26 protein-coding genes and 1 pseudogene are annotated in these 24,131 nt (G+C 61.9%); 11 read left to right on the top strand and 16 right to left on the bottom strand.

What is annotated here, in order from left to right:
• Nucleotides 1-17: 17 nt before the first annotated feature.
• Together NKH19_RS00975 and NKH19_RS00980 are read right to left on the bottom strand one after the other, a co-directional pair.
• The gene (locus tag NKH19_RS00975) at nt 18-2,732 is read right to left on the bottom strand and encodes an ABC transporter transmembrane domain-containing protein (protein WP_352863178.1); all 2,715 of its coding nucleotides are present in this window, start codon (nt 2,730-2,732) and stop codon (nt 18-20) included.
• Nucleotides 2,733-2,749: 17 nt separating this feature from the next.
• Nucleotides 2,750-2,920 carry a hypothetical protein gene (locus NKH19_RS00980; protein WP_352863179.1) on the bottom strand — a complete coding sequence of 57 codons (171 nt, stop codon included), beginning with the start codon at nt 2,918-2,920 and terminating at the stop codon, nt 2,750-2,752.
• An 83-nt stretch (nt 2,921-3,003) separates the two neighbouring features.
• On the opposite strand from NKH19_RS00980, the gene NKH19_RS00985 reads away from it, so the two are divergent.
• Nucleotides 3,004-3,675, top strand: coding sequence for a class I SAM-dependent methyltransferase (locus tag NKH19_RS00985; RefSeq protein ID WP_352863479.1), 672 nt, complete (start codon nt 3,004-3,006; stop codon nt 3,673-3,675).
• A 1-nt stretch (nt 3,676) separates the two neighbouring features.
• On the opposite strand, the gene NKH19_RS00990 is transcribed toward NKH19_RS00985, so the two are convergent.
• From NKH19_RS00990 to NKH19_RS01005, 4 genes are read right to left on the bottom strand one after another with little or no spacing between them, the layout of a single operon-like run.
• Nucleotides 3,677-4,873: a glycosyltransferase family protein gene (locus NKH19_RS00990; protein WP_352863180.1), complete on the bottom strand. Its 1,197-nt coding sequence runs from the start codon at nt 4,871-4,873 to the stop codon at nt 3,677-3,679.
• A complete protein-coding gene (locus tag NKH19_RS00995) occupies nt 4,870-6,114 on the bottom strand; it encodes a glycosyltransferase (RefSeq protein ID WP_352863182.1) in 1,245 nt (414 codons plus the stop codon). The genes NKH19_RS00990 and NKH19_RS00995 overlap by 4 nt, the downstream gene beginning before the upstream one ends.
• Nucleotide 6,115: 1 nt before the next feature.
• Nucleotides 6,116-7,330, bottom strand: coding sequence for a glycosyltransferase family protein (locus tag NKH19_RS01000; protein WP_352863183.1), 1,215 nt, complete (start codon nt 7,328-7,330; stop codon nt 6,116-6,118).
• On the bottom strand, nt 7,327-7,866 hold the full coding sequence (locus NKH19_RS01005) for a hypothetical protein (protein WP_352863185.1): 540 nt from the start codon (nt 7,864-7,866) through the stop codon (nt 7,327-7,329). The genes NKH19_RS01000 and NKH19_RS01005 overlap by 4 nt, the downstream gene beginning before the upstream one ends.
• Before the next feature lie 183 nt (nt 7,867-8,049).
• Between NKH19_RS01005 and NKH19_RS01010 the strand changes: the two are divergent.
• Nucleotides 8,050-8,223: pseudogene (locus NKH19_RS01010) on the top strand (helix-turn-helix domain-containing protein); the annotation flags it as partial.
• Between the two features lie 59 nt (nt 8,224-8,282).
• Entirely contained in the window at nt 8,283-9,452 is a 1,170-nt protein-coding gene (locus tag NKH19_RS01015) for a RelA/SpoT-related domain-containing protein (RefSeq protein WP_352863186.1), read from the top strand.
• Between the two features lie 170 nt (nt 9,453-9,622).
• Here the strand turns inward: NKH19_RS01015 and NKH19_RS01020 are convergent, their stop codons facing one another.
• From NKH19_RS01020 to NKH19_RS01040, 5 genes are all read right to left on the bottom strand, one after another.
• Nucleotides 9,623-10,018, bottom strand: coding sequence for an MAPEG family protein (locus NKH19_RS01020; protein WP_352863187.1), 396 nt, complete (start codon nt 10,016-10,018; stop codon nt 9,623-9,625).
• On the bottom strand, nt 10,015-10,872 hold the full coding sequence (locus tag NKH19_RS01025) for a DUF4118 domain-containing protein (protein ID WP_352863189.1): 858 nt from the start codon (nt 10,870-10,872) through the stop codon (nt 10,015-10,017). The genes NKH19_RS01020 and NKH19_RS01025 overlap by 4 nt, the downstream gene beginning before the upstream one ends.
• Before the next feature lie 4 nt (nt 10,873-10,876).
• Nucleotides 10,877-11,149, bottom strand: coding sequence for a hypothetical protein (locus NKH19_RS01030; RefSeq protein ID WP_352863190.1), 273 nt, complete (start codon nt 11,147-11,149; stop codon nt 10,877-10,879).
• 152 nt (nt 11,150-11,301) lie between these two features.
• Nucleotides 11,302-11,688 carry an SET domain-containing protein gene (locus NKH19_RS01035; RefSeq protein ID WP_352863191.1) on the bottom strand — a complete coding sequence of 129 codons (387 nt, stop codon included), beginning with the start codon at nt 11,686-11,688 and terminating at the stop codon, nt 11,302-11,304.
• A gap of 196 nt (nt 11,689-11,884) precedes the next feature.
• Nucleotides 11,885-12,253, bottom strand: a complete 369-nt coding sequence (locus NKH19_RS01040; protein WP_352863192.1) for a YrdB family protein — start codon at nt 12,251-12,253, stop codon at nt 11,885-11,887.
• A gap of 218 nt (nt 12,254-12,471) precedes the next feature.
• Between NKH19_RS01040 and NKH19_RS01045 the strand changes: the two genes are divergently transcribed.
• The 8 genes from NKH19_RS01045 (at nt 12,472) to NKH19_RS01080 (ending at nt 20,279) form a co-directional block, all read left to right on the top strand.
• The gene (locus tag NKH19_RS01045) at nt 12,472-13,725 is read left to right on the top strand and encodes a sarcosine oxidase subunit beta (protein ID WP_352863194.1); all 1,254 of its coding nucleotides are present in this window, start codon (nt 12,472-12,474) and stop codon (nt 13,723-13,725) included.
• On the top strand, nt 13,725-14,147 hold the full coding sequence (locus NKH19_RS01050) for a hypothetical protein (protein ID WP_352863195.1): 423 nt from the start codon (nt 13,725-13,727) through the stop codon (nt 14,145-14,147). The genes NKH19_RS01045 and NKH19_RS01050 overlap by 1 nt, the downstream gene beginning before the upstream one ends.
• A gap of 11 nt (nt 14,148-14,158) precedes the next feature.
• Nucleotides 14,159-14,470 (top strand): sarcosine oxidase subunit delta, encoded by a 312-nt coding sequence (locus NKH19_RS01055; RefSeq protein ID WP_352863197.1) that lies wholly within the window; start codon nt 14,159-14,161, stop codon nt 14,468-14,470.
• A complete protein-coding gene (locus NKH19_RS01060; RefSeq protein WP_352863198.1) occupies nt 14,467-17,460 on the top strand; it encodes a sarcosine oxidase subunit alpha in 2,994 nt (997 codons plus the stop codon). The genes NKH19_RS01055 and NKH19_RS01060 overlap by 4 nt, the downstream gene beginning before the upstream one ends.
• Nucleotides 17,453-18,037 carry a sarcosine oxidase subunit gamma gene (locus NKH19_RS01065; RefSeq protein ID WP_352863200.1) on the top strand — a complete coding sequence of 195 codons (585 nt, stop codon included), beginning with the start codon at nt 17,453-17,455 and terminating at the stop codon, nt 18,035-18,037. Before NKH19_RS01060 ends, NKH19_RS01065 begins: the two co-directional genes overlap by 8 nt.
• A 59-nt stretch (nt 18,038-18,096) precedes the next feature.
• Nucleotides 18,097-18,324: a hypothetical protein gene (locus tag NKH19_RS01070; protein ID WP_352863202.1), complete on the top strand. Its 228-nt coding sequence runs from the start codon at nt 18,097-18,099 to the stop codon at nt 18,322-18,324.
• 76 nt (nt 18,325-18,400) lie between these two features.
• The gene (locus NKH19_RS01075; RefSeq protein WP_352981565.1) at nt 18,401-19,186 is read left to right on the top strand and encodes a ThuA domain-containing protein; all 786 of its coding nucleotides are present in this window, start codon (nt 18,401-18,403) and stop codon (nt 19,184-19,186) included.
• Between the two features lie 43 nt (nt 19,187-19,229).
• On the top strand, nt 19,230-20,279 hold the full coding sequence (locus NKH19_RS01080) for a Gfo/Idh/MocA family protein (RefSeq protein ID WP_352863204.1): 1,050 nt from the start codon (nt 19,230-19,232) through the stop codon (nt 20,277-20,279).
• A gap of 43 nt (nt 20,280-20,322) precedes the next feature.
• Here the strand turns inward: NKH19_RS01080 and NKH19_RS01085 are convergent, their stop codons facing one another.
• The 5 genes from NKH19_RS01085 to NKH19_RS01105 form a co-directional block, all read right to left on the bottom strand.
• Nucleotides 20,323-20,565, bottom strand: coding sequence for a DUF680 domain-containing protein (locus tag NKH19_RS01085; RefSeq protein ID WP_352863206.1), 243 nt, complete (start codon nt 20,563-20,565; stop codon nt 20,323-20,325).
• A gap of 205 nt (nt 20,566-20,770) precedes the next feature.
• Complete coding sequence (locus NKH19_RS01090) at nt 20,771-21,415, bottom strand: TetR/AcrR family transcriptional regulator (RefSeq protein WP_352863207.1); 645 nt, start codon at nt 21,413-21,415, stop codon at nt 20,771-20,773.
• Nucleotides 21,416-21,647: 232 nt separating this feature from the next.
• Nucleotides 21,648-22,682, bottom strand: coding sequence for a phosphotransferase family protein (locus tag NKH19_RS01095; RefSeq protein WP_352981566.1), 1,035 nt, complete (start codon nt 22,680-22,682; stop codon nt 21,648-21,650).
• Nucleotides 22,679-23,164, bottom strand: coding sequence for a MaoC family dehydratase (locus NKH19_RS01100; protein WP_352863209.1), 486 nt, complete (start codon nt 23,162-23,164; stop codon nt 22,679-22,681). The genes NKH19_RS01095 and NKH19_RS01100 overlap by 4 nt, the downstream gene beginning before the upstream one ends.
• A gap of 39 nt (nt 23,165-23,203) precedes the next feature.
• Complete coding sequence (locus tag NKH19_RS01105) at nt 23,204-24,019, bottom strand: SDR family oxidoreductase (RefSeq protein WP_352863211.1); 816 nt, start codon at nt 24,017-24,019, stop codon at nt 23,204-23,206.
• Nucleotides 24,020-24,131 lie beyond the last annotated feature (112 nt).

Consider the following 24,131-nt stretch of genomic DNA (forward strand, 5'->3'; position numbering starts at 1 on the left):
GTCTCCGGGACGTCACTCTACGACACCAGTTCCTTGAAGATACCGTTCTCTGCCAAAAGTGTCTCGTGTGTTCCGTCTTCCACCAATTGACCCGAGTCGAAGACGATAACGCGATCGAACATCATCGCCATTGACGGATTCGTCACGACCCACACAATTGCCGGCGAATGGCCGTCGCTCCTGGCTTCCTCGAGCACGTTTCGCAGCACCCTATCCTGCATGCGTTGGTCGAGCGCCGATAGCGGCCGGTTGAGAATGAGAAAATCGGGACGCTTGAGCAGGGCTCGGGCAACATCGAGCTTCTGTCGCTGTCCACCGGTCAGCCGCCTGCCGCCGGCGCCGACGTTGAAATCCAGGCCGACATCGAGAAGTTCGCCATAAAGCCCCAGCTCGTCAAGAATGTCATAGAGGATGGAGCGTATGCGGTCCGGCGCGTCGGGATGGTTGTTGCCCACACGCCCGAACAGGACATTATCCATGACGGTAGCCGCGGCAATGTATTTGGCAGGATCATACCGTTCGATCGCGTTATGCAGCTCGGGCGGCAGGTTTTCATAGAACCGGTTGCGGGCAGCGACGATCTTGCTCATCAGCTCATCGCTCAGCAGGCCGAAGCGGTGCCGGGGCTCGATATAGGCAAAGCTCAAGCTAACGATCATGGCGCGGTCGTTCTCCGAAACCGCCTCATAGGGACGGTTCTTGAGCCGTTGCAGCAAGGTTTCGTAGGCCGGTATCTCCTCGGCGCTCATGAAGGCAAGCTGCTGGAAGAACTGGTGATCGGGTGGCAAGTCGGCAAACAGCTCGATCGCCTGTTGGGCGATTTCCATGCCCATTTCGTAGAGCGTGCGGTCGAGGCCGGCTTGCTTCAGCACAGAAGCAAAATAGGGGTTGGCCGCCAGGGCCCTGTCGGCCAGTTCGGGGCCGGCGGCAGCGCCGAAGAGCAGGTTCTGGCCGATCGTCGCTTCCTTGTTGTAGGCGCCCGGTTCGAAAGGAACCACCAGTCCGCTCAGCCCTTCCTGTTCCAGCCGGGTTCGCAGCGCCGCACGCAGTTCGACGATCCGCCTGGCAAGTTCCGTGTGACGCTTGAGGTCGGCCGAAGAGCGCAAGCCAAGATCCAGAATGTCGCGCGACAGAACAACCGCGTCGAGCACCCGGCGCACGGCTTCAAAGAGGTCGTGCGGGCCGGTGGCGCCGGCGGAAGCATAGTTGATCCAGTCGCTGTGAATATCAAAATCCGGATTGCCCGACCGGCGCGCCTCGTCGATGTTCCAGCGGTGCTGGTCTGCCGCGGCACCGTCATAAGTCACCGGTGTCAGCGGCGCATGCTTCAACCCGTAGAGCAGGTTATCGCGGAGGCTTGCCTGGAACAGGAAAACATCCGACGAGGCGTAGGACATGCGCCGTCCGGTCACTGCTTCGGGGAGTTCAAGCAGGTCGTCGGTGCCCGAAGCGATCCTTCCGCTGTCGGGCCAGCTCAGCCGCGCGAAGGCTTCTGCAAGCGCTTCGGCTCCACCTGTCGCGGTACTGACCAGCGCCACCGTCTCACCCGGCTTGACCTGGAGGGAGACACGGTTGAGAAGCATCGCACCGCCATCGTCTGCTATGGACAGACCGATCGCCGACAGGGGGTTGGTCATCGGATCTGGATCGTCGATCGCCAACGCCCCGATTCTAGGCGCAATGAGACCCTCCACGGTGAACTGTTCAACGACCTGCTGATATTTGACCTGGACATCCTGCCGATCCTGATCCCAGTCGATAAGTTCCTTCATCGGTCCGGGCAGGTCCTTGTAGGCGCCGATCACGGCCACGAGCTGGCCGACGTCCAGCCGGCCCTGAATGACCAGGTACCCGCCGATCATGTAGAACAGAAAGGGCGTGAGCTGCGCGAGAAAATTGTTGAGGAACTTTACCATGAATTTCCATTGGTAAAGATCGAAGCGGATCTTGAAGATGAGCCCGAGCCGGGCAGCTATGTCGGCGCGCTCATAGTTTGATGTATCGTGGACGTGAACCGCGCCGATGCCGTCGACGATTTCGCCAACCCGCCCCGAAAGTGCGCGCGCCGTCAATTGCCGTTGGCGCCCGAGCACGATCAGCCGCCGCCGCATTCGCGGGATGAGGACGATCTGGATCACCACGATCACGACCGCTATCATTCCGAGCCAGACGTTCTGGACCATGATGAAGAGCATGGCCGTCAGCGCCTGGCCGCCGAGCAGTACCGGCTGCAGGAACGCATCGCCGATAAAGCCGCCCAGCGGCTCCACCTCGTCCTTCACCATGGTCGCCACTTCGGCGGATTTCACCCGCTTGAAATAAACCGGCGGGAACCGCAGCACACGATCGACCAGATCGAAGCGGAGACGCCGCAGCATGCGTTCACCAAGACGGCCCTTGTAGGTGTTGATGTAGAGTTTAAACAGGCCGTTGATGACAACCAGCAAGAGAAACACAACGCTCAGAGCAAACAGCGTCGCCTTGCGGCCTAGCTGAAAACCGGAGAAGAACAGGACCTCGCCAATGAACGGCAGGTTATAGTGTAGCCTCATGAATGGCAGGGTCGCGCCCGGTTGCTCGAAGCCCTTGCCTTGAATCGGGCCGTTGACGATCAGCTTCGGCAGGTCGAAGGACATGAAATACGGGATCATCGAAAGCACGACGATCATCAATATCCAAAGCTGCTGCTTCTTGGTGTGGGTCCAGATATAGCGGGCTAGGCTGGGTTCCATATGCGACTGTGGATCCTTCAGTTGGAAGGATGCGGGATAAAAAAGCGGCTGCTGGCGCATGGCGTATAGGCAATTTCTTCGTCGCCAATGACAAGCTCGAAGCTGCGGTGCACGAAGGACACCGATGGTCCCCATAGATGCAACCGGCTCTCTCCGGCACCGGGCAATGGCGAAGCGGCTAACAGCATAATCAAATCCGCGGATCAAACGGCCTTGCGGGGGGCAAGATTGCGTTGTGTCGCCCGACATCCCACCATACAAGACGAATATGATGGATGTCACGCAACCACGCAATGCCGGCATGGACTGGCACGATCAAGCCTTGGACCTCACGCGGGGAATTGCTGCCTATGTCGACCGCCCTCTCGTGGCGGGGCTGGCGCGCGTCATCGCCAAGCATCCGAACGCCGATATAGGCAACGCCTTCAACCACAAACAGGTCGCCTGCAAGGTGTGGGCGCTCGACAGGCTGTTCGAAAGCTGCGGCGGCCGGTTCGGGCGCATATGGGTTCTGGGTGGTTGGTACGGCGTATTGCCGGCAATGCTTTTCAACGACGCCCGCTTCGATATCGCGGCGGTGGATAGCATCGACATCGATCCCGAAGTCGCGCCGGTCGCCGTGACCCTCAACCGGGAAGCCGGCGACCGGTTCCGGGCGCTGACGGCGGATATGTACGCACTAGACTATGCGGCCGGGCGGCCCGACCTGACGGTCAATACGAGCTGCGAACACATAGCCGATCTGCGCGCCTGGCTTGCTCTGCTTCCGCGGGGCACGAATGTTCTGCTGCAATCGAACGATTATTTCAGCGAGCCGACGCACATCAACTGCGTGGCTTCACTGGCAGCCTTCGAAGCAATGGCGGCGCTACGGGAGGTGCGGTTCTCCGGCGAACTGCCGACAAAAAATTATACGCGCTTCATGCTGATTGGAGCTGTTTAGACTAGGATTCGTCGTCTGTTTGATCAGGAGCTTTTCCGAAACCGGGCTCCATTTTTAGGGACCATGTTCGATACCGCTCGCGCAGGATTTGCGCCGAATGACGCGCGCCTTCCAGATCGAGACGATGCGCGGATGGTGTCGGTGCCACAAGCGCCTCTTCGATGGCTTGCGCCAAGCCTTCAGGCGTTAGGTCCTTTTCCATCAGCACCGTTGCAAGACCGAGTTCTTCGAGCATTAGGGCGCGAACCGTTTGTTCTGTTTCCCCGCCAGCTGCAAATGGGACGAGCAGGGAGCGACAACCCGCGCGCAGGACATCGCAGACGGTGTTGTAACCCGCCTGCGACACTGACAGGCGGGCGCCGGTCAGCAGGCTGGCGAAATCCTCGCGGAACCGGAAGATGGACAGGCCCGGCGTGGCATAGCCGGCGATCGCGTCAAACTCGTCCTTGGGCAGGTTTGGGCCGGTGATCAAACACCATTTCCAACCGTTGTCGGCATTCCGTGCCGCTGCGACGGTGGAACTGACAAGCCTCTTTCCGGCAGCTCCGCCGCCAACCGACACCAGAATGTCGAAGCGCTCGGACGCCGCGGGCGATGGCGGCGCGGCAACGAGCCCTGTGTAGACGACCTCGGCCCTGATCGCCCCGGCCAGTGGAAATGTCTTGTCGATGGTTGCGAAAGCCGGATCGCCGTGGACCATAACAAGGTCGAAATGCCTGTTGATCAAATCGACCGTTTCCTGGTTTCGGCCCGGCTTGACGCGCTCCTGAAGGATATCACGGACGGACGTCGCCAGCAGCGGTCTGGGCGACGCCGCGTCGATGGCCTCGATGAGCGGCAAGAGTTCGAAACGCATCTGCCGGCGTCCAAATGGAAACGCCTCGACAATGACGATATCAGGCCTGCAGTCCCGGAATGCCTGCAGCAGCATCTCTGAACGCCGTTTCTTGAAATCATCGTCGATCGGTTTGCCCAGCAGGTCGACAAGTCCCGAAAATCCTTCATCACCGGAGGTGACAGGCGGCAGGGTTACAGATTTTACCCCCGGTCCCGGAAATCCCGCGACCGGCGCTCCGCCGGTCACGACGGTTACGTCAAACCCGTCATCGACCAGAGCCGCCGCGACCCGGCTGGAGCGCGCGAGATGGCCGATGCCGAGCAGGTGCTGGACATAGAGGAAGGCGCGCAGTCGCTTCAATCGGCGGCCCGCCACTCGCGCTCGAACAGTTCCTTGAGCTGTCCAATGCTCGCAATATGATCGAAATTGCCGCGCACGTGCCGCTCCGCGGCGTCGCCGAGGCGGGCGCGCAGCACGGGATCACGGATCAGGCGCTCCAGCGCCTGTGCCAGGGCAATTGGGCTATCCGTCGGAACCAGCAGCCCGGTTTCATCCGGCGATATAAGCTCCGGCACGCCAGAAATATCGGTCGACACGCAGGCAAGCCGCTGGCTAGCCGCCTCCACCAGAACATTCGGCAGACCGTCCCGATCGCCATTTGCGGTGATCCTGCAGGCCAGGGCGAAGATGTCGGCGCAGCGGTACTGCAAAAGCACCTCCTCCTGCGCAAGCGCGCCTTTCCAAGAGACGCGACCATCCAGTCCGAGCTTTTGCGCCAGCGCCTTGAGCCGTTCCAGTTCCTCGCCGCCGCCGATATGCTCGAAACGCCACGCCAAATCACCAGGCAAGAGGGCAAGGGCCTCCAGCAAGGTATCGTAACCTTTCTTTTCAACGGCGCGCCCGACACTCAGAACGATAACCGGTTCGTCCGGCGCCGAGCCGTCATGCTGTTTTCGCGCTTCGCCGGAAATGCCGAAGCGATGAAGGTCGAGCCCATGATAGCTCAGATGCACGGACGAGTTGCCGTTAGCGAGTTTTTTCAGACGGTCGAAGCCGGTTTTCGTGCAAGTGACCGTCCAGCGCGCCGAGGCAAGCTTGCCAGCCAAATCCCAGTCCGCCGAAGTCCAGATGTCCTTGGCATGGGCCGAGCAGCTCCAGGGCAGGCCACGAAGCTGGCTGGCATAGCGCGTCACCGATGCCGGCGTGTGCGCGAAATGTGCATGCAGCCAGCCCGCGTCTTCCGGCCATTCGGCCGCCAGCACGAGCGCTTGCCCGAAGCGGCGCGCGCGATTGCGCGTAAAGTCGCGGGGGAGATCGGCCGCCAGCGATCCGAGAGCGCGCCAGAAGCCCGGCCGCGGCAGACAAGCAAACAGCGAGCGAAGCACGCGCAGCGGCTCTTCATGCAGATATTCCGGCAGATAATGGACGGGCGCTTTGATCTCGTCATGCACGGGGTGGCGTTTTGCGTCGGTCGGCCGCCTGAGCGCGAAGAGTATCAGGTCGAACCCCGCACGCTCCAGACCGAGCAGTTCCTGTGCGATAAAGGTTTCCGACAGCCGCGGATAGCCCTTCAGAACCACGACGATCTTGCGATTTTGCAAGTCAGTTCATGCCTTCAATGACCGAAAGGTGATGGCCGGCCCGCCGGTCGAGCAGTTCCGCGACGATTTCGGAAATATGAGGCAACCCTTCCAGCGTCAGATGCGGATTGCTCTGCGATGGGCGGGCCCGGTCCGGCAGCACCTTCAGTGCATCGGCAAACCGCTGGGAATCCTCGGCTTCTTCCGGCAAGAGCATCTCGATGAGGCCGAGTTCGGCTGCGCGCCGTGCTCGGATCAGTTGTTCCTCGCGGGGCTTGACGCGCGGCACGATCAGCGCCGGCTTGTCGAAAGACAGTATCTCGCAATAGGTGTTGTAACCGCCCATCGCCACCACCGCCTTGGCGCCGGCAATCAGGTCCTCCATGCGGTTGTCGAACTCGATGATCTTGATGTAGGGGATCTTGGACCCCTTTTTGAGCAGTTTGTTGCGCTTGCGCGCCGGCATGTAAGGTCCAAGCACGATCAGCGCCCTGTGCTGCAATTGCGGGTCCTGCTGGTAGGCATCGATGACGTCGTGGATCAGTTCGGCGCCATCACCGCCGCCACCGGTGGTAACGAGGATATAGTCGCCCTCGGGCCGGTGGCCGGGCAACTCGTTCTTTTGCAGGCTCCGTTGCAGGAAGCCGACGAACTTCATCTTTGCCCTGACAGCCGGCGGCACATCCAAGCCGGTCAACGGATCATAGAAATCCGGCGGGCCATAGACCCAGACCTTGTCGTAGAACAGGCCTATCTTGCGCATCACATCCCTGCGTGCCCATTCTGCTTCGAGCAGGTGCGGCGCATCCATCACCTCGCGCAGGCCGAGCACCAGCGTTGTGCCCCGCGTCTTGAGGTAGGACAGCGTGTCCTCGATCTCACCGCGCAGGCCTAGCGGTTCCTTGTCGACGATGAAGATATCCGGCCGGAAGGTCTCGGCAGTGTGCCGGATGATCGACTGGCGCATCCTTAGGGTCTCATGCAGATCGATGTCCTTTTCCAGCGAGGTGTACTCGCCGTTGCGCAACTTGATGACGCTGGGGATCTTCACGAAGTCGACACGGGCGCGGTAGTCGAAGGCGCCAGCGATTGTCGCACCCGAAATGATAAGCACCTGAAGTCCGCGGAAATCCTCGACCAGCGAATGCGCGATAGTCCGGCAGCGCTGCAAGTGGCCGAGCCCGAACGTGTCGTGGCTGTACATGAGAATTCGAGCGTTTTCTGCGTGCTGGGTCATTGTTGAACGTCTCTTAGAATTCTCGCCTTGAGGACCGTGAGCGACGCTCCGGCTTCGAAACCATCCTGGTTTTGAAAAATGAGGCCGCGATTTTCAATCTGTATTACTTCTGTGGAATGCCTGTCGGATAGGCTTTCTGATTGCCTGAGTCCGAAACTTGATGGATCGGCGAATATCGCCTCGGCGGGAGCGGGCCGAGACTCGCTGTTGTTGTTTTGGGATGGATCGAAGGGCAAAGTGGTATCCAAAAGATCGGCAGAAATCATCCCTCTTGATTCCAATAAGTTCCGGTGTCTCCGAACTCCATTGGTTTCGGAGCGGTGAAGGCGATTTCCGCTATCCCGGCCCATATAGCCAATTGATCGGTCGCCGGGCGTCGCATGGCCCATCTTGTTGTAGAACTCATTTCGCGCGCCATTGCTCTCGGTCTTGGGGGACCAAAGGTGCTGCCCATCAATCTCTTGACGGGCGGTCTGATTGTGATTCACCGACCAGAACTGAGCCATCTTTCCCCAAGCTAGCTGGAATTTCAGCAAGAATCGAGTGGATGCCAGCGCTTACAACGCACCGCCCGCGGGAGGGCGTATGCAAGACCAGTTGCTTGGCGATCGCTATGGCCTCTGGCCGTGCTCTAGATGTGAGCTTTCAGAGGGTTGTCCGTTCGGATCGGACCGAGGAGACTGGAGTTACCAAGCTGCAGCACTCACCGGAGGATCCGAATGAACATCCACAAGAATGCCCGTCTCACGCCTTTGCGTCGAGAGGAGATGGCGCTTTCGGTGATAGAAGGCGCTTTTTCCCAAGCCCATGCGGCGCGCGTCTACGGCGTGTCGGCCAAGATCGTGGCGCGTTGGGTCGAGCGCTATAAGGCCGAAGGGCGCGCCGGCATGGTCGCCGCAACCCAGGAATATAACCGTATGTTGTACTTCGCTTACCCAAAGGGATACGACCCATGAGATTTGATTCCCTTGCGGTAGTCCCGCCAGTACAGAATGAGGCGGATTACCTTGACTTCATGGGTCCAATGACTGAGTACCCGCGCCTTGCCTACAGCATGAGAGCCGTTCGCAAGGCAGGCGACCGGCTGGCAAAACCTATTCAGTTCGGACGAGACATCACTGCCGGCCAGTACGTGGACGCACTTGAAATCTTCTCGATCGCCAATAGCTGGCGCGACTCGCACTTTCTGCCCATGCGGAGCGTTCGGTTCTCTGTCGGTCACCACATGAGAGCCCTGCGACTGAAGGGCGACATGGCATCCCGTCCGAAGCGTATGGCATCCATTCGTCGGAAGCTTCGAGAGTCCACCACCAAATTGGACACCATGAACGACATCGGCGGTTGCCGAGCGATCATGGCCGACATCAAAGGTGTTCGCTCGCTTCTCGCATCGATGCGAGACAAGTTCCCTCATGAGATCCACTCGCGAGAATTCAACTATATCGATGAGCCGAAGCCGGACGGCTATCGAAGTCACCATATTGTTTTCCAGTACCGACCTAGGGATGCCGACACTGAGGCTTTCGAGGGACGACGCATCGAATTGCAAGTTCGGACCAAACTTCAGCACTCATGGGCGACCGCAGTTGAGGCTGTCGGGCTATTCCTGGGCCAGGATTTGAAGCACGGAAAGGGCGAGCAGGATTGGTTACGCCTTTTCCAGCTTATGTCCGCGGAATTCGCGCACGTTGAGCAGTGTCCCGATCATATCGGTGTTCCGGATCACAATGACCGGGTGCGAGAATTGCGGGATATCAACAAGCGTATAGGTGCGACCAGCATACTAGAAGACATTAAGAATCTTACCCGTTACTCGGAATATCCCGGACAGCCAGCGGAAAAATATCGATACTATTTGATCCAATATCACAAAGATCACAGCGTGACCATCCAACCATTTTGGACGCTTATGTTGGGTGCGCGGACATTGGAAGAGATAGAGCAGAAAATCGAGCTAAGGGGCATTGGTGCAAAGGCTGTCTTGGTCGAGGTTGATAAGGTCGAAAAGCTTGTTGAAATGTATCCGAATTACTTCGGAGATGTTTCCTTATTTGTTCGTGATCTGAAATCCATCTGCACGGGAAAGGTGCTATCGAATAAGTCTAGCCCCGCAACAGGGTAGCTCCGAAGCCCTACGAAAAGCCCGCTATGGTTGGCTTAAGCGTCGCTTCCCTCTGGCCCGCCCTTGTCGTGTTGGACGAGCCGAATTCCAGCCTCGATGCTGCCGGAGAGGAGACGCTGAACCGGGCGATCGTTGCGGTCAAAGGGGCCGGGTCGACGGTCGTGATTGGGTCAAGGCAACGCCGCTGCCCAGATCAGCAGCGCGATGCCTGCGACGGCGATGTTCCACACCAGTGAGCGCACCAGACAGATGCCTGCTGCATAGAGCGGCAGATAGACGAGTCGGGCACCGAGATAGAGCGCGCTGCCCCAGATCGTTCGACCGTCGTGGGCATTCGCGAGGTGCGCCAGCACCACCGCCGCGATGAACAGGGGGAAGGTCTCGCCGAAATTGGCGGAAGCGCGAGAGAGACGACCGGCGACGCCCGTGAGCGGTGACTGCGGCGCGTCCCGCGCGCTAGCGGTCCAGCGGTAGCTGCGCTGGAGGCTAGCCGAATGCGATGCCAGGACAATGTGGAACAGCCCGAGAGCGCAACCCCCGGCCAGCATTGCGAGTTCGAACGTCATCGAATATCGCTGCTGGCCCGCAGCAGCTGACGGTCAAGGGCCAGGGCCAGAAAACGCCCTACGATGTCGACGACCGCGGCAGGCGCCGACGGACGTTCATCGGGGTCGAATGCGAGTCCAATGGCGGCACCCTGGCCTTCAGCTGTCACCACAGGCCAGAAGTCAAAGCGCGAGGCTAAGGCCGGGTAAACGCCAGAGGGCGAGAACAGCCCCGTGGCCAACGACGATCGCGCCGCCTCGATTTCCGCGTCCAGGGGCTCTAGGTTGCCGACTCTCTCGACGGAAATCACCTTGCTCTCCATCACGAGAACGACGACGACAGGGACTTGAAAAAGCGCTGCAAGAGCACGGGCGGTGATCGAGACGATCGCCTGCGCATTGTCAGCGGCCGCGACGTCGCGGCCGTAGCCCTGCAGCACCGTTGCCTGCCTTCTCAGGAGCGACGCATCGGCTGCACTGCGCTGGGAAGTGAATGCAACGGCACTCACGATTAGTCCGACTACAAAAAGCAGCCCGATCGCCCAGACGTTTGCCGGGTCGTCGACGATCAGTGTGTAGCGAGGCTCTGTGAGAAAGAAATTGTAGGCGAGAGCACCAAGTATTGCCGAAAAGAGGGAGGGGCCTAAGCCTAAGCTAATGGCCGCTACAATCACCGGCACCACAAACACGAGGGAGATGTTCGGGATCGCCACGCGACTGTCGACACCAACTGCCACGACCGTGGCGACGGCGGTCATTGCCAAGGAGGCAAGGTAACGCACCAGAGCCGCAGACTCTGGTGCCGAGGCCAAAAGCGAATCGGCATCCGGCAACGGCGGGATTTTCCCTCGCAGCTTCGATGTAGCACCGGCCATTGGCTCAACTCCTCCAGTTATCTGATCTGTAGATCAATCCTGGCTCGACAATCCATTCACCTGGCGAGAGCGCTTCGACATCGAACCGGCCATCTGCAAGCCGTGGCGCAAGTCCAACGTAGTGATAGTGGTCGCCGAAGGTATCTATGACCTCGGAAAAAATTGGCCGTTCAGCAAAGTGGCCGACGACCTTGCTTTCGCTGGGTCGGCCGGCGGCGGGTGCGGCGATCCTGAGAACATAGTACTCGATCGGAACGCTTCTTGCCCCGAGACGCATCGGCATATTCCTCATCAAAGGAACACATGGAGCAGTATGCTCGCTCTGCCTCAATATTTCCACCCCATGGGCCAGGGCGGCAAGGCAGTCGCTTCAGACGAATGATGGCGGCCAAGCCGAGGCCAGCTTGCCTCGCACTCTCCAGCAGATCTCTATGCCGTCGCCAAATGCAGCCGCTCGAAATCCTCGAAGAACTCACCGTAGTCGCAGGTGATCTCCTCGCCCTCGGCGATATCGCGGGTCGCGGTTGCCCCGCCATATTTCGAAAAATCCGTGTTTGGGTTGCCGGAATGGTTCATGAAGCGCCCATTGTCGACTTCATAGACCATGAAACCCGGCCGGTCCGGGCTCGGATAGGCATAGCGGTCAAGCAGTTCCCTGAGATGCGAGGGCGCCGCCTCGTATTTTTCCATCGGGATGAGCCGGTCGAAATCCGGATCGAGCCGCCAGATCGAAGCGCCTTTCCCGATCGGCTCGGCGGCGAACACACCGACACCCTCGATCGCGCTCGCAGCCACATAGGTTCTGATCAGCATCATGTTTGCAGGACCGGTTTGGCAAGAAGACCCGTTTCGACAGGAAACGGCATTGCCAAATCGAGCGGAAAAAGCAAGACCGGCCGCCCGCCTTGCGGCTATGAACATGCGTCTTGGCCGCAAAAAGACTTCACGTGCGGTTGATCGATACGCCGCGCCTTCCTCGTCACTCGCCAAACAGGGAGGCCAGTGGGGCGAATTATCGCCGCAACAACCACGCCAGGCGATCGAGCGAGAATGCGTAGCTGATGACGATCAGCAGGGCCATGACGATGCCCGTGGTCGTTTGGCCGGCCAGGTAGAACCCAGCCGCGCCGCCGAACAGGATGACGAGTTCCAGCACCAGCCGCACCGCCCCCGGAACCGGCACAGGGGCGCGGCCCGACCGACTCGGATCATTGAGCACGGCGAAGGTTCCCCACAGCGCAGCAGCAACGAGCGGTATGGCCAACGCAGCGACCCAGCGCCACCAATCGTGTGAGAGGCGCCAGCTGGCGATGCCGAGCCCGAGCAAGGCGGCAAGCTCCAGCAGGAAGCGCAACGTCAGATTCCACCAGGCATTGCCCATAATGATCCTCCAGAGCCTCGCGACAGGCAGTGTGACCGAACGGGGCCTTAGCTGCCAGATCGCATGCGGCTTTTTCGCCGTGGCGCAAAACGGCAAGCGCCGTCGCAAACAGCGCAAGGGTGGAAGCGCCGTTTCGCTAGTGATACACCTCGCGCGCCGGGATCGAATGAACGCCCGGCCGTTATTCGCGAGGCCTTTTCTGGGGCGAGGTTGGGACGTTGAAGAAATATTCGGTATTCGCCATCGCCCGCGAGGCCATGCGCGGCCACAAGGGCTGGGAGGAGCAGTGGTCCTCGCCTGAGCCCAAGAAGGAATACGACGTCATCATCGTCGGCGCCGGCGGCCATGGCCTGGCCACAGCCTACTATCTCGCCACGGTGCACGGCATCACCAATGTCGCGGTGCTGGAAAAGGGCTGGCTCGGCGGCGGCAACACCGGCCGCAACACCACCATCATCCGCTCCAACTATCTCTATGACGAGAGCGCCGGCATTTACGACCACGCGCTGAAGCTGTGGGATGGGCTGAGCCAGGAGCTCAACTACAACGTCATGTATTCGGCCCGCGGCGTCATGATGCTCGCCCACAACGTGCACGACGTCCAGGTGCTGAAGCGCCACGTCCACGCCAACCGGCTGAACGGCATCGACAATGAATGGATGACGCCGGAGCAGGCGAAGGAATTCTGTCCACCGCTCAACACCTCCAAGGATGCACGCTATCCGGTCGTCGGTGCGGCCTTGCAGCGGCGCGGCGGCACGGCGCGGCACGATGCGGTTGCCTGGGGCTATGCGCGCGGCGCCTCGGCGCGGGGCGTCCACATCATCCAGAATTGCGAAGTCACCGGCGTCAAGCGCGCCGCCAATGGCGCGGTCATGGGCGTCGACACGACGCGCGGCTTCATCGGCGCCAGGAAGGTCGGCGTCGTTGCCGCCGGCCATTCCTCGGTGATCATGAACATGGCCGGCGTGCGCATGCCGCTGGAGAGCTATCCGTTGCAAGCGCTGGTGTCGGAGCCGGTCAAGCCGGTGGTGCCTTGCGTGGTGATGTCGAACACGGTGCACGCCTATATCTCGCAGTCCGACAAGGGCGAGCTGGTGATCGGCGCCGGCACCGACCAGTACGTCTCCTATTCGCAGACGGGCGGCTTGCACATATTGCAGCATACGCTGGACGCCATCTGCGAGATGTTCCCGATCTTCACGCGCATGAAGATGCTGCGCTCCTGGGGCGGCATCGTCGACGTCACACCCGACCGTTCGCCGATCCTGGCCAAGACGCCGGTGCCCGGCCTCTATGTCAATTGCGGCTGGGGCACGGGTGGCTTCAAGGCAACGCCGGGCTCGGGCCATGTCTTCGCCCACACCATCGCCAGGGATGATCCGCATCCGATCAACGCGCCCTTCACCATCGAGCGCTTCCGCACCGGCCGCCTCATCGACGAGGCGGCGGCGGCGGCGGTGGCGCATTGATGATGGCGCAGATGGCTGTCGCGATGCCGCTGATGCTGGCGGGGGAACAGGGCATGTTCCATTTTCCTTCGGCGGACGAGGTGCGGCTGCAGCCGATCAGTCGCGCCGGCAACGAGGCCGGCTGGCCGTTTTCGGTCGACGACGGCACGCTGGCCTGCGTCTGGAGCGGCGGTCAGAAGGTGGTGATGTTCTTCGAGGGACGACCCGAAGGGCTCGAGGAGGACGAGACGTTCCAGCCACGTCAAGTGATCGTCACAACCGATCCGATGCAACTCACCCTTGGCAACATGGCGTCTCGCGATCTGTTTCGTCCCGCTGCAAGCGTGGAAGAGCGCATCCGGCTCGTCGCGCCGTTCGCGACGTTGGGACAGAAGCTTTGCGATCAACCGGCGGGCGCCCGCGTCGGCCACGGCGAATTGTAGGAACCAGGACAATGCTTCTCATCCGTTGCCCCTATTGCGAGGAAGAGCGCCCGGAGCTCGAGTTCCGCAACGCCGGCGAGGCGCACATAGCGCGCTCGGCCAACATGGCCGGCGAGAGCGACGACGACTTCGAAAAATTCTTCTTCATCCGCTCGAACCCCAAGGGCATCATTTATGAGCGCTGGCGGCACATGCATGGCTGCGCGCGTTTCTTCAACGCCGTGCGCGACACCGTCACCGACAAGTTCGTCATGACCTACAAGGCCGGCGAGCCGAAACCCTCCAAGCTACCCAAAAACTCCAACGAAGTGGGTGCCAAATGATCGGCGCGTTCCGCATTCCCGGCGCCGGTCGCTTCAAGCAGGCGAAGACCGCGCGGTTCAGCTTCGATGGCCAGTCCTATGCCGGCATCGAGGGCGACACGCTGGCTTCGGCCCTGCTCGCCAATGGCGTCCATCTTGTCGGCCGCTCGTTCAAGTACCATCGTCCGCGCGGCATCCTGTCGGCGGGCGCCGAGGAACCGAACGCGCTGGTCGAGATCAAGCGTGACGCGGCACGCAAGACGCCGAATGTGCGGGCTACGGTGCAGGAACTCTATGACGGGCTTGACGCGCAGTCGCAGAACCGCTGGCCGTCGCTGTCCTTCGACGTCAGCGCGGTCAACGACCTTGCTTCGCCGCTGTTTTCGGCCGGGTTCTACTACAAGACCTTCATGTGGCCGAAGGCTGCATGGAAGAGCCTGTACGAACCCAAGATCCGCGCCGCGGCCGGACTTGGCGTTTCCCCGGACAAGCCGGATCCGGACCATTATTCGTCGCGCTATGCGCATTGCGAGGTGCTGGTGCTGGGCGGCGGTGCCGCCGGCATCGCGGCGGCGCTTGCCGCAGCCGAGACCGGCGTGCGCGTCATCCTCGCCGATGAGCAGGCCGAGTTCGGCGGCAGCCTGCGGTTCGAGAGCGGTGCGAAAATCGAAGGCCAGGACGGCTTTGCCTGGGCTCAAGGTGCGGTGGCCAAGCTCGCCGCCATGGGCAATGTCCGCGTGCTCTCGCGCACGACGGCGTTCGGCTATTATGCGCAGAATTTCGTCGGGCTGGTCGAGCGAGTCAGCGATCATCTGAAGGCTCCCGGCCACGATCTGGCGCGCGAGCGGCTGTGGCAGGTGAGGGCCAAGCGCGTGGTGCTGGCCTCCGGCGCCATCGAGCGCCACATGGTCTTCGCCGACAATGATCGGCCGGGCATCATGCTGGCAGGAGCGGCGCGCACCTATCTCAACCACTATGGCGTCGCGGTCGGCAAGAATGTCGGCGTCTACACCGCCAATGATTCCGCCTATGCAGCGGCAATCGACCTCAAGAAGGCCGGCGTCGACGTGGCGGCGATCGTCGATTTGCGCGACAACCCGACCGGGCCGGTGATCGACGAGGCGAGGGCGCTCGGCATCGAGGTCAATTTCGGCCGCGCGGTGATCCGCGCAGGCGGCAAGTTGCGGGTGTCGTCGATGACCGTGCAGCCGAAGAATGGCGGCGGCGAACGCACCATTCCGGTCGATGCGATCCTGATGTCGGCCGGCTGGACGCCGTCGGTGCATCTGTTCTCGCAGTCGCGCGGCAAGGTGGCTTTCAACGACGAGACCAAGCGCTTCGTGCCGGGCACCTATGCGCAGGACTGCGTCTCTGTCGGCGCCTGCAACGGCACCGACGGGCTGTCCGCCACGGTCGACGAGGCCTATGCGGCGGGCGCCAAGGCGGCCAAGGATGCGGGCGCGAAAACCGCCAAGGGTACGAAGCCGAAGGTCGACGCCTCGGAGAGTTGGTCGCGCGGCATGCTGGGTGCGGCCCCCGGCGCCGGGCCGGACACGACCGTGAAGGCGTTCGTCGACTTCCAGAACGACGTCACAGCCAAGGATATCCGCCAGGCGGTGCATGAAGGCATGCGCTCGATCGAGCACGTCAAGCGCTTCACCACCAACGGCATGGCGACCGACCAGGGCAAGACCTCCAATATGCACGGTTTGGCGATTGCCGCCGAGACACTGGGCAAGCCGATCCCCGAGGTCGGCCTGACCACGTTCCGGGCGCCCTATACGCCGGTGACCTTCGGCGCGATCGTCAGCCATGCGCGGGGTCCGCTGTTCGACCCGACGCGCAAGACTGCGATCCATCCCTGGGCAGAGGCGCAAGGCGCGGTGTTCGAGGATGTCGGCCAGTGGAAACGCGCCTGGTATTTCCCCAAGGCAGGCGAGGACATGCACGCCGCGGTCGACCGCGAATGCGTCGCGGTGCGCAAGACGGCCGGCCTGTTCGATGCCTCGACGCTGGGCAAGATCGAAGTGGTCGGTCCGGATGCGGCGAAATTCATGGAACTGCTCTACACCAACCCATGGGAGAAGCTGGAGCCCGGCCGCTGCCGCTACGGCATCATGCTGCGCGAGGACGGTTTCATCTACGATGACGGCGTCGTCGGCAGACTGGCGCCCGATCGTTTCCACGTGACGACGACGACTGGTGGCGCGCCGCGCGTCATGAACCACATGGAGGATTATCTCCAGACCGAGTTCCCGCATCTCAATGTCTGGCTGACCTCGATCACCGAGCAGTGGGCGGTCATTGCCGTGCAGGGGCCGAGCGCGCGGAAGATTATAGAGCCCTTGGTCGAAGGCATCGACATGTCGGACGAGGGGCTGCCGCATATGTCGGTGCGCGAAGGTAAGATCTGCGGCGTGCCGACCAGGCTGTTCCGCATGTCGTTCACCGGCGAGCGCGGCTTCGAGGTCAACGTGCCGGCCGACTACGGCCAGGCCGTCTGGGAAGCACTTTGGGCCGAAGGCCAGAAGCATGGCGCTGCCGCCTACGGTACCGAGGCCATGCACGTGCTGCGCGCCGAAAAGGGCTACATCATCGTCGGCCAGGACACCGACGGCACGGTGACGCCGAACGATGCCGGTCTCGACTGGGCGGTCGGCAAGAAGAAGACGGACTTCGTCGGCATCCGCGGCTTGACGCGGCCCGACCTTGTCGCCAAGGGCCGCAAGCAGTTGGTCGGGCTGAAAACGAAAGACCCGAAGGTGGTGCTGGAAGAGGGCGCGCAGATCGTCGAAAATCCGAAGCAGGCGATCCCGATGAAGATGATCGGCCATGTCACCTCGAGCTATTGGTCGGAAAATTGCGGCCGGTCGATCGCGCTGGCGCTGGTCGCTGGTGGCCGCGACCGCATGGGCGACACGCTCTATGTGCCGATGCCGCACGGGGTGATCGAGGTGGAGGTTACCGGCATGGTGTTCTTCGACGAGACGGGAGGGCGCCTCAATGGCTAAGGCTGCTGCAAGAAAGACGGCATCGGCCGCATCGCCTTCGGTAGAACGCCGTCCGGCGCTGGCCGGACGCAGCACGACCTCTACCGGCGTCAAGGTCGAGGTGCTGCCGCCGGCTGAGCGCATTTCATTGCGTGCACCGGAGGCCTCGCTCGCAGCGCTTTCCAAGGCGCTCGGCGTGACCTTGCCGAAAAAGCCGAAGACGTCCGCTTCGAAGGGCGGGCGAACCGCCTTGTGGCTCGGCCCCGACGAATGGCTGGTTATCGATGAGGCGGGCAAGGATCCGCTGGCCGATCGTGCCGGGGTTTCCGCCTTGCACTCGGCGGTCGGCATCTCGCATCGCAACGTCGCTATCGCCGTGACGGGGACCGGGGCGGCGGCGACGATCAATGCGGGCTGCCCGCAGGACCTGTCGTTCGATGCCTTCCCGGTTGGATCGGCGTCGCGAACCATCCTCGGCAAGACCGAGATCGTGCTGCTGCGCACGGCGCCGGACGCCTTCAGGGTTGAATGCTGGCGTTCCTTCTCGGACTATGTCTTTACTTTTCTGTCCGAGGGCTCGCGCGACGCAGCGGTCTAAACCCGGAACGTTTTGCAGGGCAGGCTCGTTCTGCATCCTCACGCCGAGGGAGAATGCCGATGCCGACGAATTCCGCGCCGAAGTCAGCCAGGAAAACCGCGGCCGTCCGCTCGCTCGAACATGAGCGGCAAGAAGCGCCGAGCGCCGAAGAGGAACTCGAGGAAGGCCTCGAGGACACGTTCCCGGCCAGCGATCCTATATCGATCACCAGCACGGCCATTCCAGGCTCTCCCGCAAGACCGGGCAAGCCCAAGACCGTTGCCGGGCGCAAGAGGCGCAAGACGTAATTTCCATCGGGCCAGATCGAACCGGACCTTCTCAATCCCATTGGACATGCTATTTAAAGCGCTTTGGGAGATGAAAATGCCGACAAAAGCAATCGTCTGGGGCGAGAACGTCCACGAGCAGACCAATGCCGCCGTGCGCGACCTCTATCCCTTGGGGATGCATGGCACCATTGCCGCTGCGCTGAACCGAGACAAGGGCATCGAGGCGACCACCGCCACCTTGCAGGAGCCCGCACATGGCTTGAGCGAGAAACGCCTGGCGGCCACCGACGTTCTGTTGTGGTGGGGCCATGCGGCGCATGGCGAGGTCAAGGACGAGATCGTCGAGCGGGTGCAGAAGCGTGTGTGGGAAGGCATGGGGCTGATCGTGCTCCATTCCGGCCACTACTCGAAGATCTTCAAGCGGCTGATGGGCACGCCCTGTTCGTTGAAATGGCGCGAGGCGGGCGAGCGCGAGCGCGTCTGGGCGATCAACCGCGGCCACCCGATCGCGCAAGGCATAGGCGAGTGCCTCGAGATCGGCGAGACGGAAATGTATGGCGAACCGTTCGCGGTGCCGGAGCCACTCGAGACGGTGTTCGTCTCCTGGTACGAGGGCGGCGAGGTGTTCCGGTCCGGGCTGACCTATCAGCGCGGCGCCGGCAGGATCTTCTACTTCTCGCCCGGCCACGAGACCTATCCGATCTATCACAATGAGGGCGTGCAGCAGGTGCTGCGCAATGCGGTGCACTGGGCGCACAACCCGGCGCCGGCATGGTCCGGCATCACCAATGCGCCGAACGTGCCGACGGATGCGGCAAAGGAGAAGATCGTCCAGAAGGGCCTGCGTCTGCATGCCGATGGCGACAAGGGCCTTAGTTGAGGCCTGAGTTGATTGGGGCGTGAGGGGTTGGGGGCCTGAACTGATGCATCGAATTCTCTTGCTCGGCACAGGCGGCATCGCCGGGCATCATGTCGAGGAGTTCGCCGGGATTCCGGGCTGCGGCATCGTCGCTTGCGTCGACCAGGTGCCCGGCCGCGCGGCCGCGTTTGCCGCCGCCAGCAAGATCGGCGATTTCTTCGAGAGTCTGGAAGCGGCGGTCGCCTGGGGTCAGTTCGATGCCGCCATCAACGCGACGCCGGATGGTGCGCATATGGCGACGACGCTTGCGCTGCTTGCCGAGGGCAAGCATGTGTTTTGCGAAAAGCCGCTGGCACCGAACCACGCCGATGCGCTGGCAATGACCGAAGCGGCCGAGGCAGCCGGGGTGGTCAACATGGTCAACCTGACCTATCGCAACTCACCGGCGATCCAGGAAGCACGGCGCATGGTGCAGGCCGGCGAGATCGGCGAGTTGCGCCATGTCGAGGCGAGCTACCGGCAGAGCTGGCTGGTCAGCAAATCATGGGGCGACTGGCGGGTCGAGGACAAATGGCTGTGGCGCCTGTCGAGCCGGCATGGCTCGACAGGCGTGCTCGGCGATGTCGGTATTCATATCCTGGATTTCGCCACCTATGGCGCCGACCAGGATATCGTCAGTCTGCATGCCGATCTGGTGACGTTTCCGAAGGCCGAGGGTGAGCGCATCGGCGACTATGTGCTGGATGCCAATGACAGCGTCGCGATGACGGCGCGGCTGAGCTCCGGTGCGCTCGCCACGATCGTGGCGAGCCGCTACACGACCGGTCATGCCAACGATCTGTCGCTGGCCCTGCACGGCATCAAGGGCGCTATTAAGGTCGAGACCGACGGCAAGGTATCGAACCTGTCCGCCTGCCTGGGTGGGGATGTCGATCTTCAGCGCTGGCAAACGCTGGCGCTGCCCGATGTCAAACGCAACGCCAGGCGCTTTGCCGATGCACTGGATGCTGGCCGGAATGGCGATCCATCGTTCCGGCGCGCCGCCGATATGCAGAAGCTGATCGACGCCGCCTTCGAGAGTTCAGCGGCAAGGCTGCCGGTATCGATCGCCTGAAGCTGGCCGGCTTATGCCGGCCAGAAGTGATTTCCCGCAAATATCAGAACGAGCTCGGCACGATCCACGGGTCGATGCTGATGCCGAGCCGCGGGCCTTTGCCTTCAGCGGTGTTTTCCGTGGTGCCCTTCTTCTCGACCGAGCCGGTCGAGGCGCAATCGAGCTTCACGTTGGTCTTCGTGTCTACGCAGGTCGCGGCGGACGCATGCTTGACCGGGTGGGTGGCGCTGGCGGCGAAGGCCGAGCCCGAAAGTGCCAGCGCGAGGGTGAGGAGTGTCTTTTTCATAGTCAGTCTCCGTTTTCTGAGGTCGAATTCAATTCGTACCTTACGGTGAACTTCTTTCGTACATGTACGATGCACTGTACAGATACGCCCGTCGATCCCGAAGTTCAAGGCGAAACCGTACGCGTACGATAAATTTTTTGTTAACCAAGAAATTCACCCCGCTTTGGCTGGCGGAGAGAAATATGGAAACGAAAGGTACTGACGTTCAGCGGTTGACCGGTGTCCCGGTCAGCGGTGGCACATTTTGCGTGCTGAGCGTGGCAAGCGTGAAATCGCACATCCGCTTCACGAAAGCCTGCGGATCGCCGAAGGGGTAGAACGGAAAGGTGATGAGCAGCGAGATCGTGCCATGGCCGACCGCCCACAGCATGGTGGCGATGGCGCGTGGATCGCCCTGCAACTTGCCGGCGGCGACGCAGGCCTCGACCCTGCTGATCAGCGCGTTCATCGCCGGGTTGCTCTCTTCCATGTCCTCGTAGCTCCTGCCTTCCGGCAGCTTGGTCTTCTCGGTCATGAACACCGTGCGGTATTCGTTCGGATTGCCGAGCCCGAAGGCGGCATATTCCGTCATGACCGCCTGCAACGCCTCGATCGGATCGTCGGACGAATGCTCCTCGATGCGTCGGGCAAGCGTCTCGAACGCATCTTCCGCCAGCGCAAACAGGATGTCCTGTTTGTCGGCGAAGTAGGAATAGACCGACATCGGGGCATAGCCGACCCGCTTGGCCAATTTGCGGATGGTCAGGCCTTCATAGCCTTCTTCCTGGACGAGCTTGTGCGCGGCCTCGACCAGTTCGGAGCGCAGTTCGGCCTTTTGTTTCTCGCGGCGTGTCTGGACGCTCGGCGGCAAGATCTGGTGCCTTTGTTTGGGTTGGTGCCTGGCTGAATTATATACGCTGTACGGAAACGGACAAGGGCACGGGAAGTTCCCCAAACGACAAAGCTCCAGATGGCGCCGACGCTCGTCGATGTCCGACAGCACCATCCGGGCGCCCTCAGTGGCAAAGCCTTTCGCGGCGCCCGGCCAAGCCCGACGGCAGCACCCGTGATCAGCTTTGTTGCTCCCTCGAAGCGGCCCATCATCACGCCTCCTTGTCGATCAGTTTGGCGGCGAGATGCGAAAGCAGTTTTGCCGCCTCGCCATAGGTTCTCGCCTTTTCCGGATTAGAGGCGTTGCCGTCCAGCGCCCGCTTGAAGACGCCCTGGCAGATCGCAGCCAGCCGGAAGAAGGAGAAAGCGAGGAAGAAGGTCCAGTTGCCGATGCCGGTAAGCCCGCGCCGCCGGCAGTAGGCGGCGACATATTCCTCTTCCAGCGGCAGGCCGAGTGCGGCACGATCGACACCGCCCAGGCCGCGAAAGCCCGAGCTATGCGGCAGGCGCCATTGCATGCACTGGTAGGCGATATCGGCGAAGGGGTGGCCTGATGTCGACAGTTCCCAGTCGAGCACAGCCAGAACCTTTGGCCGGTCCGGCGCGAAGATCAGATTGTCCAGCCGGTAGTCGCCATGCACCAGCGAGACGCGGCCGTCATCTTCCGGCATGCGCGTCTCCAGCCAGGCAATCAGCCGGTCCATGTCGGCGACGGTGCCGGTTTCCGAGGCGCGGTACTGGCTGGTCCAGCGCGCCAGCTGACGCTCGAAGTAGTTGCCGGGCCGGCCGAAATCACCGAGACCCACGGCCTCGACATCGACGTCGTGCAGCGCGGCGAGGGTATCGTTCAGGGCATCGTAGATGGCGGCGCGTTCATCGTTATCGCGAGCCTCCGGCAGCGCCGGATCCCAGAAAATGCGGCCGTCGACGAAATCCATCACGTAGAACATACGTCCGATCGGCGAGTCTTCGTCGGAAAGATGCAGCATCCGAGGCACTGGCACGGCGGTGCCGGCAAGCGCCTTCATCACCCTGAATTCGCGGTCGACCTGATGCGCCGATTTCAACAACTGCCCCGGCGGCTTGGCGCGCAGCACGTAACGGCCGCTTGCCGCCGTCAGCAGATAGGTCGGGTTCGATTGGCCGGATTTGAACTTTTCGATTGCGGCAAGCCCGGAAAAGCCCGGTATGTTGGCCTCGAGGTAAGGCGCGAGCGCCGCCTGGTCGAGGACGTTCGGATCGTTCATGCCGTCTCTGGCTGACGTTCGATCAAGGTCAGCGTTAGCCAGCGCGCGGTCAGCGCCGGTTTCTTCGAGCCTTCGATCTCGATCGTCACGTCGTGCGCCGTCTGCACCCAGCCCGACGGCCTGACCTTGACGTCGGCCAGCACGAAACGGGTGCGAATGCGCGCGCCGGTCTTCACCGGTGCCAGGAAGCGCAGCGAATCGAAGCCGTGGTTGACGCCCATCTTGCTGTTTTCCAGCGGCGGCATTGTCTCGAAGGTCATTGCCGACAACAGCGACAGCGACAGGAAGCCGTGCGCGATGGTGCCGCCGAACGGAGTCTCGCGCATGGCCCGCTCCGGGTCGCAGTGGATGAACTGGTGGTCGTCGGTGGCGTCGGCGAACTGGTCGATCATGCGTTGCGTGACCACCCGCCACGGCGACACGCCAACCTCCTTGCCGATATTGGCCAGAAGCACATCGAGACTGATCGGTTCCAAACTCATGTCCTCCAGTTCACCTCCGGCTTCTGTGGCCGGAAAATGTCATTCCTTGAACAGTGTCAGCCCATGCTGCACCGACTGCCCGCCGTCGATCGGCAGGATGGCGCCGGTGACATAGCTGCCGGCACGGCTGCACAAATAGAGCGTTGCGCCGGCAATGTCATCCGGTGCGCCGATACGGCCGATCGGAACATGATTGCCGACATGTCTGGCCTGTTCATCCGTGCCGGTGGCAAACGCCGTCATGCGGCTCTGGAACGGCCCGGGGGCGAAAGCGTTGACGGTGATGCGTCGGGCGGCGAACTCCAGCGCCAGGGTGCGTGTCAAATGGTGAACCGCGGCCTTCGAGGCCGTGTAGGAATAGGCGTCGTCGGCCAGCGGCTGCGTGCCCATCACCGAACCGAGGTTGATCACCCTAGCCGGATCGGCGTCGCTGGCGGCGGCATCGAGCAGCGGCAGCAATTCACGCGTCAGATGGAAGACCGCGGTGACATTGACGCCGAGCACCTTGGCCCAAGCCGAATAGGGAAAGCTCTCCAGCGGCGCACCCCAGGAAACGCCGGCATTGTTGACCAGGATGTTCAGGCGATCGGTCCGCGCCTTGACCTCGGCGACGAGCGCGGCAATGCCGGCCTCGCTGGAGACATCGCCGGCGAAGCCTTCCGCCCGGCCCGAGGCGCCAAGACCGTTCAGTTCTTCGGCGACCTTGATGCAGTCCTCGCCCTTGCGCGAAGCGATCATCACGCTGGCGCCGGCCCGCACCAGCGCGGTCGCCGCCATGCGGCCGATGCCGGTCGCGGCACCCGTGACCAGCGCGATCTTGCCGGCCACCGAAAACAGCTCGTCCAGATAGCTCATCACAATCCTCCGCGCTCGGCATGCGGGCAAACAGTTCGCGTTGACAAGGCTATCCGAAGTACGGTCATCCTTGCCACTGACAAATGCCTGGCATGCATGAAGGGTTAGCGAC

Source organism: Mesorhizobium sp. M1338 (assembly GCF_040318045.1).
Taxonomy (GTDB): domain Bacteria; phylum Pseudomonadota; class Alphaproteobacteria; order Rhizobiales; family Rhizobiaceae; genus Mesorhizobium.

What these genes read in the sequence shown, in the direction of transcription:
- NKH19_RS01050 (WP_352863195.1), top strand. Translation starts at nt 13,725, where the DNA reads ATGATGGCGCAGATGGCTGTCGCGATGCCGCTGATGCTGGCGGGGGAA.
- NKH19_RS01070 (WP_352863202.1), top strand. Translation starts at nt 18,097, where the DNA reads ATGCCGACGAATTCCGCGCCGAAGTCAGCCAGGAAAACCGCGGCCGTC.
- NKH19_RS01060 (WP_352863198.1), top strand. Translation starts at nt 14,467, where the DNA reads ATGATCGGCGCGTTCCGCATTCCCGGCGCCGGTCGCTTCAAGCAGGCG.
- NKH19_RS01095 (WP_352981566.1), bottom strand. Translation starts at nt 22,682, where the DNA reads ATGAACGATCCGAACGTCCTCGACCAGGCGGCGCTCGCGCCTTACCTC.
- NKH19_RS00985 (WP_352863479.1), top strand. Translation starts at nt 3,004, where the DNA reads ATGGATGTCACGCAACCACGCAATGCCGGCATGGACTGGCACGATCAA.
- NKH19_RS01085 (WP_352863206.1), bottom strand. Translation starts at nt 20,565, where the DNA reads ATGAAAAAGACACTCCTCACCCTCGCGCTGGCACTTTCGGGCTCGGCC.
- NKH19_RS01105 (WP_352863211.1), bottom strand. Translation starts at nt 24,019, where the DNA reads ATGAGCTATCTGGACGAGCTGTTTTCGGTGGCCGGCAAGATCGCGCTG.
- NKH19_RS01020 (WP_352863187.1), bottom strand. Translation starts at nt 10,018, where the DNA reads ATGACGTTCGAACTCGCAATGCTGGCCGGGGGTTGCGCTCTCGGGCTG.
- NKH19_RS01100 (WP_352863209.1), bottom strand. Translation starts at nt 23,164, where the DNA reads ATGAGTTTGGAACCGATCAGTCTCGATGTGCTTCTGGCCAATATCGGC.
- NKH19_RS01030 (WP_352863190.1), bottom strand. Translation starts at nt 11,149, where the DNA reads ATGCGTCTCGGGGCAAGAAGCGTTCCGATCGAGTACTATGTTCTCAGG.
- NKH19_RS01080 (WP_352863204.1), top strand. Translation starts at nt 19,230, where the DNA reads ATGCATCGAATTCTCTTGCTCGGCACAGGCGGCATCGCCGGGCATCAT.
- NKH19_RS01015 (WP_352863186.1), top strand. Translation starts at nt 8,283, where the DNA reads ATGAGATTTGATTCCCTTGCGGTAGTCCCGCCAGTACAGAATGAGGCG.
- NKH19_RS01055 (WP_352863197.1), top strand. Translation starts at nt 14,159, where the DNA reads ATGCTTCTCATCCGTTGCCCCTATTGCGAGGAAGAGCGCCCGGAGCTC.
- NKH19_RS01075 (WP_352981565.1), top strand. Translation starts at nt 18,401, where the DNA reads ATGCCGACAAAAGCAATCGTCTGGGGCGAGAACGTCCACGAGCAGACC.
- NKH19_RS01035 (WP_352863191.1), bottom strand. Translation starts at nt 11,688, where the DNA reads ATGATGCTGATCAGAACCTATGTGGCTGCGAGCGCGATCGAGGGTGTC.
- NKH19_RS00975 (WP_352863178.1), bottom strand. Translation starts at nt 2,732, where the DNA reads ATGGAACCCAGCCTAGCCCGCTATATCTGGACCCACACCAAGAAGCAG.
- NKH19_RS01025 (WP_352863189.1), bottom strand. Translation starts at nt 10,872, where the DNA reads ATGGCCGGTGCTACATCGAAGCTGCGAGGGAAAATCCCGCCGTTGCCG.
- NKH19_RS00980 (WP_352863179.1), bottom strand. Translation starts at nt 2,920, where the DNA reads ATGCTGTTAGCCGCTTCGCCATTGCCCGGTGCCGGAGAGAGCCGGTTG.
- NKH19_RS01000 (WP_352863183.1), bottom strand. Translation starts at nt 7,330, where the DNA reads ATGACCCAGCACGCAGAAAACGCTCGAATTCTCATGTACAGCCACGAC.
- NKH19_RS01040 (WP_352863192.1), bottom strand. Translation starts at nt 12,253, where the DNA reads ATGGGCAATGCCTGGTGGAATCTGACGTTGCGCTTCCTGCTGGAGCTT.
- NKH19_RS01065 (WP_352863200.1), top strand. Translation starts at nt 17,453, where the DNA reads ATGGCTAAGGCTGCTGCAAGAAAGACGGCATCGGCCGCATCGCCTTCG.